General features: G+C 57.4%; 14 protein-coding genes and 1 pseudogene. 8 read left to right on the forward strand and 7 right to left on the reverse strand.

The window, feature by feature from the left end; all coding sequences use genetic code 11:
- Positions 1 to 999 (reverse strand): hypothetical protein, encoded by a 999-nt coding sequence (locus tag SIAM614_RS13120; RefSeq protein ID WP_006935149.1) that lies wholly within the window; start codon positions 997 to 999, stop codon positions 1 to 3.
- A gap of 159 nt (positions 1000 to 1158) precedes the next feature.
- On the opposite strand from SIAM614_RS13120, the gene SIAM614_RS13125 reads away from it, so the two are divergent.
- The 4 genes from SIAM614_RS13125 to SIAM614_RS13140 all read left to right on the forward strand — a co-directional run bounded on the left by SIAM614_RS13125 (position 1159) and on the right by SIAM614_RS13140 (position 4558).
- Positions 1159 to 1584 (forward strand): PaaI family thioesterase, encoded by a 426-nt coding sequence (locus tag SIAM614_RS13125; protein ID WP_040440082.1) that lies wholly within the window; start codon positions 1159 to 1161, stop codon positions 1582 to 1584.
- A gap of 476 nt (positions 1585 to 2060) precedes the next feature.
- Complete coding sequence (gene rplM, locus SIAM614_RS13130; protein ID WP_006935155.1) at positions 2061 to 2528, forward strand: 50S ribosomal protein L13; 468 nt, start codon at positions 2061 to 2063, stop codon at positions 2526 to 2528.
- Between the two features lie 2 nt (positions 2529 to 2530).
- On the forward strand, positions 2531 to 3007 hold the full coding sequence (rpsI, locus tag SIAM614_RS13135) for a 30S ribosomal protein S9 (RefSeq protein ID WP_006935156.1): 477 nt from the start codon (positions 2531 to 2533) through the stop codon (positions 3005 to 3007).
- 135 nt (positions 3008 to 3142) lie between these two features.
- Positions 3143 to 4558: an MATE family efflux transporter gene (locus SIAM614_RS13140; RefSeq protein ID WP_006935162.1), complete on the forward strand. Its 1416-nt coding sequence runs from the start codon at positions 3143 to 3145 to the stop codon at positions 4556 to 4558.
- Here SIAM614_RS13140 and SIAM614_RS13145 read toward each other — a convergent pair.
- The gene (locus SIAM614_RS13145; protein WP_006935164.1) at positions 4547 to 5014 is read right to left on the reverse strand and encodes a helix-turn-helix domain-containing protein; all 468 of its coding nucleotides are present in this window, start codon (positions 5012 to 5014) and stop codon (positions 4547 to 4549) included. The two genes, SIAM614_RS13140 and SIAM614_RS13145, sit on opposite strands and share 12 nt — an antisense overlap.
- A 70-nt stretch (positions 5015 to 5084) precedes the next feature.
- On the opposite strand from SIAM614_RS13145, the gene SIAM614_RS13150 reads away from it, so the two are divergent.
- Complete coding sequence (locus SIAM614_RS13150) at positions 5085 to 6308, forward strand: MFS transporter (protein ID WP_006935166.1); 1224 nt, start codon at positions 5085 to 5087, stop codon at positions 6306 to 6308.
- Between the two features lie 43 nt (positions 6309 to 6351).
- On the opposite strand, the gene guaD is transcribed toward SIAM614_RS13150, so the two are convergent.
- The 3 genes from guaD to SIAM614_RS13165 all read right to left on the reverse strand — a co-directional run bounded on the left by guaD (position 6352) and on the right by SIAM614_RS13165 (position 9082).
- Positions 6352 to 7656, reverse strand: coding sequence for a guanine deaminase (guaD, locus tag SIAM614_RS13155; RefSeq protein ID WP_006935169.1), 1305 nt, complete (start codon positions 7654 to 7656; stop codon positions 6352 to 6354).
- Between the two features lie 172 nt (positions 7657 to 7828).
- On the reverse strand, positions 7829 to 8014 hold the full coding sequence (locus tag SIAM614_RS13160) for a hypothetical protein (RefSeq protein WP_006935171.1): 186 nt from the start codon (positions 8012 to 8014) through the stop codon (positions 7829 to 7831).
- Positions 8015 to 8110: 96 nt separating this feature from the next.
- On the reverse strand, positions 8111 to 9082 hold the full coding sequence (locus SIAM614_RS13165; protein ID WP_006935173.1) for a cation diffusion facilitator family transporter: 972 nt from the start codon (positions 9080 to 9082) through the stop codon (positions 8111 to 8113).
- Between the two features lie 283 nt (positions 9083 to 9365).
- On the opposite strand from SIAM614_RS13165, the gene speB reads away from it, so the two are divergent.
- Positions 9366 to 10328: an agmatinase gene (gene speB / locus SIAM614_RS13170; RefSeq protein ID WP_040440084.1), complete on the forward strand. Its 963-nt coding sequence runs from the start codon at positions 9366 to 9368 to the stop codon at positions 10326 to 10328.
- A 37-nt stretch (positions 10329 to 10365) separates the two neighbouring features.
- Positions 10366 to 10992 (forward strand): hypothetical protein, encoded by a 627-nt coding sequence (locus tag SIAM614_RS13175; RefSeq protein ID WP_040440086.1) that lies wholly within the window; start codon positions 10366 to 10368, stop codon positions 10990 to 10992.
- A 44-nt stretch (positions 10993 to 11036) separates the two neighbouring features.
- Here SIAM614_RS13175 and SIAM614_RS13180 read toward each other — a convergent pair whose 3' ends face one another.
- Positions 11037 to 11621, reverse strand: a complete 585-nt coding sequence (locus SIAM614_RS13180) for a DUF6653 family protein (protein WP_006935177.1) — start codon at positions 11619 to 11621, stop codon at positions 11037 to 11039.
- 380 nt (positions 11622 to 12001) lie between these two features.
- Here SIAM614_RS13180 and SIAM614_RS13185 point away from each other — a divergent pair, with 380 nt between their 5' ends.
- Entirely contained in the window at positions 12002 to 14290 is a 2289-nt protein-coding gene (locus SIAM614_RS13185; protein WP_208983976.1) for a sensor domain-containing protein, read from the forward strand.
- 728 nt (positions 14291 to 15018) lie between these two features.
- Here the strand turns inward: SIAM614_RS13185 and SIAM614_RS13195 are convergent.
- Positions 15019 to 15377: pseudogene (locus SIAM614_RS13195) on the reverse strand (class I poly(R)-hydroxyalkanoic acid synthase); the annotation flags it as partial.

The following is a 15377-nucleotide window of genomic DNA, read 5'->3' on the forward strand; positions in this document are numbered from 1 at the left end:
TCACTGCAGCCAGGGTGCAGACGCGCTCCAGAAGATGATGTCGACCCCGAGATATCCGCTGGCAAACTCGATAAATTCCGACCGGGTAAAGGTCTTGCCAGTTTCCGGATTGACGTATTTCAGGGTTGGTTCCTGGATCGCCATGGCGATCACCGGCAATTTGTCCTGGTACTCGTGGAAGAACGGGTAGGCGTTCTTCATCTGCGCCTTCCGGTTTGGAACGATGTCCGGCCCGCCCAGGCCGATGCCGAGTTCTGCCGCCGTCTCGAAGCTGCGCTGCATATAGCCTTCGCTGTTTTCCCATTCGCAAGGCCAGAAGTTGACGTATTGCACCACCTGCGATTTCTGGAAGGCGTTTCGGGCAAAGGCCATGTTCTCCAGGGTCGCATTGAAATAGGCATCGCAGGTGAAGCCTGTCTTGTCCTTGCGTCCGTCGATGTTCACGGAGCTTTCCGGCAGATTGAGGCCTTCGATGCGGCCGTCGAAATTTTCCGCCAGAGCGCTCAGAAGGGCCTGAAACCGCCCGCGTACGGCTTCGTTCCACTGAATTGCCACCCAGCCTTCCGGCTTCGGGTCCTTTGCCTCGCTGTCATCGACCTGACGGGCCAGGCCTCCTGCATAGACAGGGTCCTCGAGAAGATAGTCCGGCACGTAGCGGGCGCCTTCCCAGAAAAAGCGGTCCTGAAGCTGCAGAAAGAAAGCCTTCCCAGATTTCTCGGCAACGGCCAGGTCCCGTTCGATTGCCGAGAAATCATAGCGCCCTTTTTCAGGTTCGAGCATTCGCCAGTTATAGAGGATCTGAACGCCGGAAATCTGAGGGTTGTCCAGCAGTTTCTGTGTCTGGGAAAACGCACCCTCACTTGTGTAGAGATAATGCTTGATCTCGGCCAGGGCGGCGTGAGGGAGGGTCGCGGCGGAAACCGCTGCTAAAAGTGGTGGCAAACAGCGCAAGCTGCGAACGGAAAAGACTTTGCGCAAGGCTGCAATCAGTTTGGTCAACAGAAGACCCCTTTGTCTGAAAAATGAAGACAACCCGACAACGGCTGGAAGTGAGGCACTTGTGTGACCGGAATTGGTTTTGCCCAAGAAACAAATTGACGCAAACGTAAGATAAAATCAGATTACAGGTTGAAAAAGAGAAGGATAGGGAGGGGCTGAATGACGCCGGTTATGACAGGGCCTGAAATAATGGAGATGCTGGACAGAGAGTTCCCGCAGATTCATGCCGGTGGGCGCGTATATGCAATCGACAGCGTCTCGCCCGGAGAGGCGGTGGTGCGTCTGTCCGCAAATGAGTTGCATCTGAGGCCAGGTGGCACCGTTTCCGGTCCCGCGATGATGGCCCTTGCCGACCTTGCCGCCTATGTCGTGATTCTGGCTCACATCGGCCCGGTCGCGCTTGCAGTCACCACAAACCTGAACATCAATTTCCTGCGCAAACCGGACGCGGGAGATCTTCTTGCCACGTGCCGGCTACTGAAGCTCGGCAAACGTCTTGCGGTGGTTGATTGCGCAATTGCGGGTGAGGGGCAGGAAGAGCTCGTTGCCCACGCGACGGCAACCTATTCCGTTCCGCCGCGCTGACTGCGCTACGTTAAGTTGGCATTGATGCTGGATTTCTGCCTGAACGGAGAGACCTGTCAATTCAATGACAGGTGCCCCTTCAAGCGGAAGCCAAAAAGTAGAGCTGCCGTTCGCGTTTCGGCCGCGTCGTTGTCACTTGGAAAAAATGGTGCGAGCACAGTTTTTGAGGTTGGTTTGATGCCAATACTCACCACAATCAGGCTCCAATTTGAGGGGAAGCTCACTCAGGAAGACGCGACCTGCCTTGAATTGCGGGATCTTGATGTGCCTAAACACACAAAATTATGCGGTATTATGATACCGTTTTTTTAAGATATTGAAAAATATAAGTAATTAGGAACATTGCCGGAAATAAGGTGCTTGACGCCCATTCTGGGTGAGCGTATAAGCGCCACCGAACGAAATTTTGGTCCGTTCGCTGGCTTGATACAGGCCGCGCGGGCCTTTTCTTTAACCGACCAGTACGGATCAATCTCATGAAGACCTTCTCTGCCAAGCCGGCTGAGGTCGAGAAAAAGTGGATCTTGATCGACGCAGAAGGAATGGTTGTCGGCCGTCTTGCCGCATTCATCGCCAATCACCTGCGCGGCAAGCATCTGCCGACCTTCACGCCTCACATTGACACCGGTGACAACGTCATCGTCATCAATGCCGACAAGGTTGTGTTCACCGGCCGCAAGTACGACAACAAGAAGTACTACTGGCACACCGGCCACCCGGGCGGCATCAAGGAGCGCACTGCACGTGCAATCCTGGAAGGTCGTTTCCCGGAGCGCGTCCTGGAAAAAGCCGTTCAGCGCATGATGCCGGGCGGCCCTCTGTCCAACAAGCAGCTTAAGAACCTCAAGGTCTACGCTGGTCCGACCCACCCGCATGAAGCTCAGTCGCCGGAACTCGTCGACGTCAAGGGCCTCAACGCAAAGAATGATGGCAAGAGGGCTTAACGATGGCTGAGCTGCAATCCCTGGAAGAACTGGGCGGTGCGGTCGAAACCGCTGCCCCCGAAGCTCCGGTCCATGTCCAGAAGCTGGACGCCAATGGCCGGGCCTATGCAACAGGCAAGCGTAAGGACGCTATTGCCCGCGTCTGGATCAAGCCGGGCACCGGCAAGATCGTGATCAACAAGAAGGACTACACCGAGTATTTCGCTCGCCCGGTTCTTCAAATGATCCTTCAGCAGCCGATCATGCTGACCGACCGTGCAGGCCAGTACGACGTTATCGCAACGGTTACCGGTGGTGGTCTGTCCGGTCAGGCTGGCGCCGTGCGCCACGGCCTGTCCAAGGCTCTGACCCACTACGAGCCGGAGCTGCGTGGCGTTCTGAAGAAGAACGGCTTCCTGACCCGCGACAGCCGCGTTGTTGAACGTAAGAAGTTCGGTAAGCGCAAGGCACGCCGGTCGTTCCAGTTCTCCAAGCGTTAATCGCTGGATCTGGAAGTTACCAGTTCGAAAAACCCGCCGGAGCGATCCGGCGGGTTTTTTGTTGGCATCGATACCTGCTGGGGCTTTGGATCGGTTGGTGTCACGCAAGACGAGGGCAAACCGCTGAATTCGAATGTGAAAGATCAGGAGCCTGCGACAGAGGCAAAATTCCTGTCCGGCAGTCTGTTTCGCCATGTGACCGTGATGTCTCTGACCGCTTCTGTTGGTCTGATGGCGATCTTTGCGGTCGACTTTGTCGACATGATCTTCATCTCCATGCTGGGCAAGGCGGAACTGGCGGCGGCCGTCGGATATGCCGGCGCGATCCTTTTCTTCACGACTTCGTTCAACATCGGGGTTGCCATCGCTGCCGGCGCCCTTGTGGCCAGGGCGCTGGGGGCAGGGGACAAAGAGGACGCAAGACAGCAGGCTTCCAACGCCCTGACAGCGGGCGTTCTGTTCAGCGCGGTCTTTGCCCTGGCCGTCTGGTTTTCGCTAGGCCCGCTCGTCACGCTGATGGGCGCGACGGGGCGGACGCATGATCTTGCGGTTCATTATCTGGCGATCATCGTACCTACCTTGCCCCTGCTGTTGCTGGGCATGGCGGGCGGGGCTGTTCTGAGGGCACATGGCGATGCCCGTTGGGCAATGATGTCGACCATCATCGGCGGCCTTGTTAATGCGGTGCTCGATCCGATCCTGATCTTCGGCTTCGATCTGGAGCTGACAGGAGCAGCAATAGCCAGTGCCGCGTCCCGCGTTGCCATTGCCGTGTTCGCGCTGGTGCCGATCGTTCGTTTCCACGGAGGCCTTTCGCTGCCCCGGCCAATGGCCCTTGTCAGAGGGATGCCATCGATTACAGCAATTGCCTGTCCTGCAATCCTCACCCAGCTTGCGACACCTGTCGGGCAGGCCTGGGTAACGCGGTCCATGGCCGAATTCGGAGAGGAAGCCGTGGCCGGAATGGCGGTGGTCGCCCGTATGACACCACTGGCGTTTGCAACCATCTTTGCCCTGTCAGGAGCCGTCGGGCCGATTGTGGGTCAGAACTATGGGGCCGGCAGGTTCGACCGGGTGCGCGACACGTTGCGCGCAGCGCTATTGTTTACCGCACTTGTGGTCGGCCTTGCCGCACTTGTTCTGTTCTTGCTCCGCGGTCCTGTTGCACATCTGTTCGAAGCTGACGGCGTCGCCTTGACCCTGATATACCTTTTCTGCGGTCCGTTGGCCTTGGCGTTCTTTTTCAACGGCGCGATTTTTGTCGCAAATGCCTGTTTCAACAATCTGGGCCGTCCATTCTATTCCACCCTGCTCAACTGGGGGCGGCATACAGCCGGTACCATTCCCTTCGTTTTGGTTGGCGGAATGCTTTACGGAGCGCCCGGGGTTCTGATCGGGCAGGCGGCCGGAGGTGTTCTGTTTGGCGTTGCCGCCGTCCTGATCGTTCGCAGTGTCATCCGGTCCGTCGAAGAGCATCACGAAAAGCCCGCGAAACAAGGGCTCTTCCAGAGGCAGGCGCGTCAGCTCATTCTGTTCTTTTCAAGAAGGTGATGGTCTGCGGCGAGCGGGAAACGATCTGGCTGGTTTTGCATGGCGAGCAGCGCGCTCATCTCGTTTTCTACGGCCACTGATCCGGATTAGCTGCTGAAACTTCGGGCATTCCATGTGTGACGGAGCCGGACAGTCGGCGACATGCCGGATCATGTCTCGAAGGGCTTCAAGGGTATGGATTTGCCTGTCGAGGTCATCAGCTCTCTGGTGAAGCCCGGGCCGGGAGAGTGCAGGGCGGCCGTCCGGGCCGAACATCGCCTTGATCTCTTCCAGCGAAAACCCGCCGGTCTTGCCAAGCGTGATCAGGGCAAGCTGGTCCAGCACCTCCGGCCCGAACAGACGCTTCAGCCCCCGGCGGCCGACGGACGTGATCAGGCCTTTTTCCTCATAGTGGCGAATGGCCGACGATGCGATGCCGGTCTGTTTCGAAACTTCGGAAATATCCATGAATTTCATCTATTGACCTCAAGTCGACTTGAATTTGTAGGCTGTGCTCCTCGCTTTCAAAATGCAAGGAAAAACGCCCATGTCGGCTCAAGCTTCGCCATCAGGAAAACCGCTCTGGCTGGAAACGGCGGCAATCGCGCTGCTGATGACGGCAACTTTGAAAATCATGGCAAATGCCACCATCAGCCCGGCCTTGCCGGCGCTTGAAGCCAGTTTCCCGGATGAACCGGCGGCAGCTTATTTGACCCGCTTTCTGGTCGCAGCCCCGTCGTTGTCGGTTGTCCTGGTCGCACCGTTTGCGGGTCTGGCCGCCGACAGGTTCGGCAGAGGTCCGCTACTTCTGGCCGGCGTTCTTCTGTTTGCGTTTGCCGGCAGCGCCGGCGCTTATCTGCCGGATCTGCAGTCGATCCTGGCAAGTCGTCTTTTGCTGGGTGTGGCGGTCGCGATCACGATGACGGCGCAGGTTGCGCTGGTGGGAGACCTGTTTTCCGGTCAGCGCCGAAGTGCCTTCATGGGATGGCAGACCGCGGCGATCAATTTCAGTGGCTTCCTGTTCATCGGCTTTGCCGGCTGGCTCGCAGGCCTGTCTCCCCGATTGCCGTTCCTAGTCTACATGTTGCCGGTCCTGCTTGTGCCGCTGCTGCTGCCAATCTTGAAGCGGGAACGAACCGCGCGGAGCGACAGCGCTTCCGAAAGATCCATAAACCGGGTTTCCGTACCGCAAAAAGGCTGGATCATTCCGGCTCTGGCGGTGGGGTTCCTGACTATGGTCACCGTTATGTTCTTTTTCCTGATGCCCAGTCAGTTGCCGTTTTATCTTGATGAAAACGGCATTGAGAGCGCTTCTGGCACCGCGGTGGGGTTGGGAGCACTGACGCTCACCGGAGGCGTCGTGGCGATCGCCTATCGTCGGATCAGCTCCATTGTTGGTCTGTCTGCTTCGTTCGGTATCGGCTTTGCGCTGATGGGGCTGGGCTTTGCCGTTCTTTCGATCGACGCCGTCTGGCCGCTCATCCTCGGCGGCGCAGCGCTGGTCGGGGCGGGATATTCTCTGGTTCAGCCGTCGTTTCTGCTGCTTGCCTTGCAAGTCGCTCCTGAAGAACGGCGCGGCAGTGTTTCGGGCATCGTGACGACGGCGATGTTTCTGGGGCAGGTCGTCTCGCCGCTACTCCTGACCATGCCCATTCAGGACTGCGGTTTTGCCGCTGTCTACCGTGGAACGGCGCTGGCGTTGTTCCTGTTTGCCGCTACAGGGTTCAGCCTGTTGCTGTTCCGCCCATTCAGGGCTAGGCACGCTGGCTAAGGCAGCCAAAAGCCGGGGCATTTAGGCGTGCCCCGGTAAACTGTCAGGACTTCAAGGCCTGTCCGGCTGCGTAGGTTTCAACGACTGCACGATCATCGCCAAGGGTTTGCAGCACGAAAAGCTCTTCCGACAGAGTCTCAGCAGTTTCCATCCGCAAGGCCATCGGCTGGGTCGCACGCGCATTCAGGACCACAAGGTCGGCATCGGTGCCGGGCTCCAGGGTGCCGATCCTGTCTTCCAGGGACAGCGCTTTGGCGTTGCCGAGCGTTATCCAGTGGAAGCAGTCTAGCGGGTGGAGGCGCTGACGCTGAAGCTGCAGAACCTTGTAGCCTTCATCAAGGGTGCGCAGCATGGAATAGTTGGTGCCGCCGCCAACATCCGTTGCAATGGCTGTGCGGACGCCGGCCTGCTCCAGCCCGGCCTTGTTGAAGAGACCGCTGCCGAGGAAGAGGTTGGATGTCGGGCAGAATACGGCAACAGAACCGGTCTCCCGCATAACACCCAGTTCGCGGTCATTCATATGGATGCAGTGACCGAGCAAGGTCTTGCGGCCGAGAAGGCCAAACCCTTCGTAAACGCCAAGATAGTCCGCTGCTTCCGGATAGAGCTCCAGCGTGTAGGCGATTTCGTTGTGGTTCTCGTTGATGTGGGTCTGCAAATGGCAGTCCGGGTATTCCTGCAACAGTGATCCGGCGGCTTCAAGCTGCCCGGGTGTCGACGTGATTGCAAAGCGCGGGGTGATGACATAATGCGCTCGACCGCGTCCGTGCCAATTCTCCAGCAAAGCCTTGCTGTCGTCATAGGCGCTTTGGGCGGTGTCGCACAGGTCGGCTGGCGCGTTCCGGTTCATCATTGTCTTGCCGCCAAGCATCAGCATGCCGCGCCGTTCGGCTTCCTCGAAATAAGCGTTGACCGAGGCTGGATGACTGGAACAATAGGAGGAGGCCGTGGTGGTGCCGTGGGCAACAAGCGCGTCAAAAAAGGCACCCGCGATCCGGTCCGCATGCGGCTTGTCCGCAAACTTCATTTCCGCAGGAAACGTGTAGTCGTTCAGCCAGTCCAGAAGTTGATCGGCCCAGGAGGCGATCACCTGTGCCTGCGGAAAATGGATGTGCGTGTCGATGAAGCCGGGAAGGATCAGATGTGGCCGATGATCAATGATGGCTGTTTCTTCACCCGCGGAGGAGGCAACGTCCGCAAACTCGCCGCAGGCAGCAATCTTGCCGCCGTCGATCAGCAGGGCGCCGTCCTCGATATAGCTGTAAGCCTGCGTATCGTCTGGCCCCTTGGGGGCGGCTGAGAAGGAGAGCAGCCTGCCGCGCAGGATCTTCTGGGTCTTTTTTGCCACGGCAGGAAATCCTCATGGAAATGGACCAGCTTGCGCTGGTCTGGTTCCCCGTTTTAGTCCCGGGGGCCGAAGGCGACAACGCCCCATACTTATTTGCCAAAGGGAAATTGGCGCACTTGCGGGAACGCCGGAGAATATTCCTGAGGACAATACGTTGTGTGGCAAGCAGGGATTATGAACCGAATCCTGTCAGCGCAGACAGGGCTCCGCCCAGGGCAGCGAGCGTTCCCAGAATGGCAAGGCACACGTAGATCGTAATTATGCCGGCTGCACCGTCCGGGGGAGCGGTGTTCTCGCTTCTGGCGTTCCAGCCCGGAGGTGCCGGGTCCTGCGCCAAATTTCTTTCATAGCCAGCCATCCTGGAGATACCTTACCCGACAAGATATAATCCGGCGTAAACAGGCTGAATTTTAGGCCGAAACCAGTATTGACGACGAAGCCTGGGCCTTCGGCCTCAAGAACCCTCGGTAATCTCGATGGTCACATGGCCAATTCCGTGCCGGGATTTCAGCCGTTCGCGGATCTGCCTCAGTACGTTTTCCGCATCGTCCTCCGGCTTCAATGTGGCATGCATTGTTGCGTTGATCTTGCCCTCGGCAAGCGACCAGAGATGGATATGATAGACGTCGACCAGACCCGGGACTGCGTTCAGCAAATCGGTTTTCAACGTGTCCCTGTCGATGTCAGCCGGTGCCCCTTCAAGCAGAATATGGGCGGACTGGCGCATGACCGAGACAGCGGAGCGCACAATCAGCAGGGCCACGAACACCGACAGGATCGGATCAATGGGATACCAGCCCGTGAAATAGATCACGACGGCGGCGGCAATTGCTGCAACGGAGCCGAGGAGATCGCCAAGCACGTGCAGGATCGCGGATCGCATGTTGAGTGATCCGTCGCCGCCGCGCTGAAGGATGAAAAACGCACCTATGTTCACCAAAAAGCCGATGACGGCGATGATGAACATCGGTCCTGCAAGCACTGTCTCGGGTTCCATAAATCGGCCGGCGGCTTCAACGCAGATCCAGCCTGTAACCACCAGCAGGAAAATGGAATTGGCAAAGGCAATCAACACCGGCAAACGGTCTCGGCCATAGGTGAGCCGGGCATCTGCCGGTTTCTTGGATTGCTGGAACGCCCACCAGGCCAGTCCCAGCGAGGCGGCATCCGTAACCATGTGGACGGCGTCTGCCATCAGCGCAAGGGACCCCGCAAGCCAACCTCCCACCAGTTCGGCAAACATGAAGGCGGCGATCAGCAGACCGGCCAATGCAACGGCGCGCGCGTTCCTGTCGGTCACTTCCGGCGTGTGGTCGTGCCCGTGGCCATGATCATTGCCATGACCGTGGCCGTGATCGTGGCTGTGACCATGAGAATGTCCGTGGGGGGCATTCTCGGCATGGTCGTGATGGCCACTGTCGCTCATCGCAGATTTCCTTTGGTCGGAGGCTAAGACCGCACAATCTTTCGACATATGCCGCCGGTTGACAAGAACCGCAGCAGGACTGGCCCTGCATCGCAAGCGGACAATTCAGGAGCAAGACAATGCGACGGGCTTTGCCGCACGGGATTGGCGCGACGAGACATCGCTGGTAAAACCTGAAACACCGTCCTCGGGTGTCCGGTAAATGACACACCCGGCAGTTCGTACCGCTTGATCCGCAGCGGTACACCAAGATCCTGCCACATAAGACTTCAAGGAAATTGTCATGTCAGCAGAATTGCCTCGGGAAACCGACAACGCATTTCTGGGGAAATCGGTCAAGGGTGGTTCGCATGAACCGACGTATGCCGGCGCGCTGTCCTTCATGCGCCGCCGCTACAGCCGCGACCTGACAGGGATTGACCTGGCGGTTTGGGGCATCCCGTTCGATGCTTCCGTTTCCAATCGCCCCGGCGCCCGGTTCGGACCACAGGGCGTTCGCCGTGCCTCCGCCATTTTCGATGGCGATCCGCAGTACCCGTTCGAGATGGATCCTTTCGAGGTGCTCGCCTGCGTGGACTATGGCGATTGCGTCTTCGATTATGGCCGCAACGCCGACATTCCCGGACACATTCAGGCCCAGGCAGCCGATATTCTTGCCTCTGGGACTCATTTGTTTTCCATCGGCGGCGACCATTTCGTCACCTATCCGCTGCTCAAGGCGCATGTGGCCAAGCATGGACCGCTTGCCCTGGTACAGTTCGATGCACACCAGGACACCTGGAACGACGAAGGAGACCGGATCGACCATGGCACCTTTACCGGACGAGCCGTTCGCGAAGGCCTGATCGATCCGGACAGGTCGATCCAGATCGGCATCCGGACCCATGCGCCTGAGACCTGCGGGCTGGACATCGTCTACGGCTACCAGATGGACGATCTGGGAATCGGTGGCGTGATTGACAGGATCAGGGAACGGGTTGGTTCCGGGCCGGCCTACATGACCTTCGACATCGACTGTCTGGACCCCGCCTTTGCCCCCGGCACGGGAACGCCGGTTGCGGGTGGCTTGTCATCCCGCGAGGCGCTCTCGGTCCTGCGCGGGCTGGGATCGTTGAACTTCGTGGGCGGTGATGTCGTCGAAGTCGCTCCGGCCTATGACCATGCTGATATCACCTCCATTGCCGGCGCAAGCGTTGCACTGACCTACATCGGCCTGCTTGCGGAAAAGCGCAAACAGGCTGGTTAGACCAGAGCAGGGCTGCAACGTGGAAAAGGTCCTCAGTTTGCGGTTTGTGAAGACGCCGGGCAGCATTCCCTTGCCGCCCGGTGTCTCCAGACAGTTCAAGGTCTTTTCGGGAGAAGAGAGCCTGGATGGTGCTCCAGCGATGACGTTTGATCTGGATAAAGCGCACATGAGAGGCGTCACCAGCATTCACCTAGAGGCAGGACCTGATTGGTCACTCGGACGCACAGCCAAGGTCGGCACAGGAAGCTGGGATCTTACATCCGAGACCGGTGTCTGCATCGGTCGGGTCTTGGGGCGGGGATCATTGAAAAAAGGCTGGAAACTTGAACTGCCGGGTGGCGGCGTAGATTATGAACTGGCCGATCCTGACAGCGTTGCCAGACAGACCGTTCGAGCCATGCTGGGCGGTGACACGGAAGCATTGGTGCTTCTGGAAAACGGTGTCCTTGCAGGAACATTGACCCGCAAACACCGGGACCAGTCACAAGGCAAGAAAGCCGGGTTGCTGGCAGGGCTGAAAAGGTTTGTCACCGGCAGGGACTGGGTGCTCGACATTCAGCAACAAAATGGCGGCCGCGAGCTCGCGGGCAGGGAAACCCTGATTGCGTTGGCATCCCTCGGGCTGGTCGCCATAGTTAATCTTGATTTGAGTACAGCAGACTGAACCCGAAAGCTTCACTGTGACAGGAGCCGAGAGCGAACCGGGCGTCAGTGCCGGTTGCTGCGCGCGATGTCGTTCGGAAGATTGTCGTTTTGCGGAACGGCAGTCCAGAAACGGTAGAGCGGGGTTTTGTCCTTCATGGTCCGATAGAGCTGAACCAGCTTGACGAAGCTGACGAACTGGGCCGCGTGGGCGACGAGCAGGCCGGTCAGCGAGAGGATCGGCGACATCAGGAAGCCGCCAAGCAGGGCGATCAGCCCACCCATCCAGAACACGAGGTAAAGCGTCGTCAGCCTGGCACTGTCAGTGGCCGGAACCGGAAGAAACAGTCTGTTGAGCCAGACCTTCTCGCCGAAACTCACCTGTTTCGCCCAAGCGGTTGTCTTGCCGGTTTCTCCGACGAGGCTCGGGAGGGTGATGACACATGCCAGAACCCCGATCGCAACCAGAAGCGCGCCCCAAATTCCAAGCCAGACCTGCGTCCACAAGGCGGCGGTCAACAAACCCGGGGCAACGATCTTCATCACCGTCGACAGGGCCGGTGCCGGCTTGCCCGATGCAGCTTTCGGCAGAAGAACGGGAGCCTTCAGTCCATTGGCATCTTTCAATGCCGGACGGGCAAGCGGACTCAAGTGACGTCGCGAGGTTTGCATATGCTGCAGCCAGCCTTTCCAATATGCATTAATCTTACTCGGCGACATGGGCGCTTGGCAAACGACAATCTGTCTCAAGCAATATCAATTTACGTAAAATTCTCAATGAGAATATGTCGTGCAGGAAAGTATTGGGTGCGATATCGTGCAGAGGAATTGGTGTATCTTCAAAGTGGTTGGCCGTAATTGCCGTCTGCTTGAATAAAGAATGAATAGCCAGGGGGCTAAAAGGCCCAGGTTCTGTCCGGTTCATTGTTTTTTAGTCTAACATCAGTGAAAATAGCCAAATACTTGAGTTTATTAATTCCTATCAATTGGGCTGGGGCATGGTCTTACAAACGAGCCAAGATGAAGGTGGCGTGGAAAGCAGCGACATTATTTCGTCTCTGGGTTCCGAGCTTGATCGGCTAAACCGCATCGCAGCGTTGTCCGCAAACGATGAACTGCGGCTGAGCAAGGATTCACTTCACGCGCTTCTTAACGAGGTTTCCGATTACCTCTACGTAAAGGACCGGAGTTCGCGCTTCGTCATGGCAAACCAGCAGGTTGCGCTGGATGTGGGTCTCCTTGACGTTGCGCAGTTGATCGGCAAGACGGATCTGGACCTTCACCCAAAAGAGACGGGCTTGAAATTCCACGCCATCGAACAGGAGATCATGGCGTCGAATATTCCGCGCATCGATTTTGAAGAACCCTTGATTCTGGAAAACGGCAAACGGAAATGGTTTTCCTCGTCCAAGTATCCGGTGACAAACAGCGAAGGTGAGGTTGTCGGCATCATCGGTTTGTCGAGGGACATAACCGAACGCAAGAGAGCCTTGCTGCTGCAGCAGGGTCAAAACAAGGTCCTGCAGCAAATTGCGGCGGGCAAGCCGCTGGAACAGGTCCTGACAACCCTGGTGCTGACCATCGAGGACCAACTGGATGGTGTCATGGGGTCGATCATGCTGTTGGATGATGCCGGCGAAAACCTGTTGGCGACCGTGGGCCCCAACCTGCCGCAGGAATACCTTGACCTGACGGACGGTATACCCGTGGGTCCCAAAATGGGGTCCTGCGGTACCGCGGTTTTCCGTCGGGAAAGCGTTATCGTCGAGGATGTACTGAAAGACAGCCTTTGGGAGGATGTGCGCGATCTCATCGCGCCATATGATCTGCGGTCCTGCTGGTCGGTGCCGTTTTTCGGCAAGGACAGCAAGGTTCTGGGCACCTTCGGGCTCTACACAAAGTCAACACGCAGCCCGACCGACCACGAGTTGAAACTGGCCCTCGAAGCGGCCCGGCTCGCGTCCGTGGCCGTCGAGCGGGACCGTGCCGAACGCAAGATTCGCTATCTGGCCAACCATGATGTTCTGACCGGTCTACCCAACCGGCAGGAGTTCAAGACAAAGCTGGAAGAAAAGGTTTCCGAATCCGACAGAACCGGTGCACCGGTTGCCGTCGTTTTTGTCGACCTCGACAATTTCAAGTTCGTCAACGACAGCTTCGGACACGGGATCGGCGATCAGGTGCTGATGATTGTCGCCGAGCGCATCATGTCCGTTCACAACGGCGCACATCAGGCCATCCGGTTCGGCGGGGATGAATTTGTCCTGATCGTCGATGGCGAGACGGCGCAGAAATCCGCACTGAACGAGTTCATGGCGCGGCTGCGCAACGAGATTACCAAGACGATCCAGATCGATGACCTGTCATTCCACGTGACCTGCAGCATAGGTGCCGCCTGTTATCCGCAAGATGCGGACAGTGCAGCTCAGCTTTTGAGGAATGCCGACAAGGCCATGTTCGACGCCAAGTCTGCGGGGCGCGACAGCTACAAGGTTTTCGAGAAAACCCGCCCGGAACGTTCGGTCAACAAGCTGACGCTTCTGGAGGAAATGCGGAAGGGCATCGAAAGCGGTGAATTCTTCCTCGAATATCAGCCGCAGTACAATCTTGTCAGCGGACGCATCGTCGGCGCGGAAGCGCTGGTCCGCTGGCAGCACCCGGATCTCGGTCGCATGATGCCCGGCGAGTTCATCACTCTGGCTGAAGAAAGCGGCCTGATCGTGCCGCTCGGCAGATGGGTGACGCGGGAAGCATGCAGACAGAACAAGGAGTGGCAGGATAGCGGACTGTTGCCGATCACCGTCGGGGTCAACGTATCTGCCCGGCAATTCCGGGATGGAGGCCTGATTTCGGACGTCCGGGAGGCGCTGCAAGAAACCGGTCTCGACGCGACATATCTGGAACTGGAACTGACGGAAAGCCTGTTGATTCAGAATGCGGACCAGGCCGTCGAGCTGATGGATGATTTCCGCCGGCTGGGTGTGAAGCTTGCGATAGACGATTTCGGCACGGGGTATTCAAGTCTCACCGCATTGAAGATCTTTCCGCTGACAAGGCTCAAGATTGATCGTAGTTTCATCAGCGATCTGGATTTTGACGAAAGTGACCGCTGTATCGCCAAGGCGATCATCTCTCTTGGAAGGGAGCTAGGCCTTTGCGTGGTGGCTGAAGGCGTGGAGACGGCAAAGCAGCAGGCGTTTCTTGCCAGTTGCCGTTGTGAAGTCGTCCAGGGTTATCATTTCGGTCGTCCAATGGCGGCGAGCAAATTCGGAAAGCTGCTGGCGATGACGCTGACACCGCTGGACGCACATTTCGGGTAAGAAATTCAGATGCCTACAGGGTCTTCGTTTCAAAACCGCCCATTAATGCTTAGAAATTCGGTTAGAATGTCCGCGCGAATTTCTGGCGTATGTCTTGCGCCGTTGAATACCCACCATATTGCTTTCGCGTGATCGTGAGAGTTCTTTCGCAGACGTAGCCCGTTTGCACCGCAGCGAAATTTATGCCAGCGATGGACAATTCGACTTTCATCAGAGCCCTCTGAGGATGGAGCCGCAGCATCCACATTCATTGGCCTAGGAATCCAAAGCTTGTCCAGAACAACAGTGTATCCCTCGCCAATTTGTATCTCTGGCTCCGGGCCGGTGCTGTATCTGTTTGGATTGAGTGGATACTGAAATGCAATGTCTCGGACGTCTCCTTCGGAAAAAGAGCCGATAAAAGAATAGGTTATCCGGAACGATAAGGTTTGCTCATAGTAGCCGTCTTCAAGGGCGAGGATTGGCCCAGCCGCAAGCAATTCGCCTCTGAACACAAACTTTGAACTTAGCACACTTCGCAGTTCTGTTCCCCGACCTGACATGCAAGCCTCGGATGGTCCGGAAATCAACCAAGCTGCTAGAAACACGGTCAAAAACTAGAACAAAGGCAAAGCGGTTCTCGTTGATGTCGGGATTTCTATATATTTTGCATAACGGACTATGGTCGTTTGTTATGCCTTGTACGCGCTACCAAATGAACTGCGGACAGAAGAGGTTCTGCTGGTTCGCTAGACCTTGGTCATGACATAGGAGCCGGGGGCATCCTCCAGGATCTTGATCCGGTTTGCTCCCGGTTTGCGGGCCTTGACCTTGGTGTCGTCATGCGAACGGATCCACTGATCCCAGTACGGCCACCATGAACCCGGATGTTCCTCTGCATTCTTGAGCCAGTTTTCCAGCGTTCCCTTGGCCTCCGGGCCGGTCCAGAACTGATATTTTTTCTTTGCAGGCGGGTTGACCACACCGGCGATATGTCCGGAGCCAGCCAGCACGTAATCGACCGGACCGCCGAAGCAGCCGGAGCCTAGAAACACCGATTTGGGCGGGGCAATATGGTCTTCACGTGTTGCCAGGTTGAAGATCGGGA

It is taken from the genome of Roseibium aggregatum IAM 12614, assembly GCF_000168975.1.
Lineage (GTDB): Bacteria > Pseudomonadota > Alphaproteobacteria > Rhizobiales > Stappiaceae > Roseibium > Roseibium aggregatum.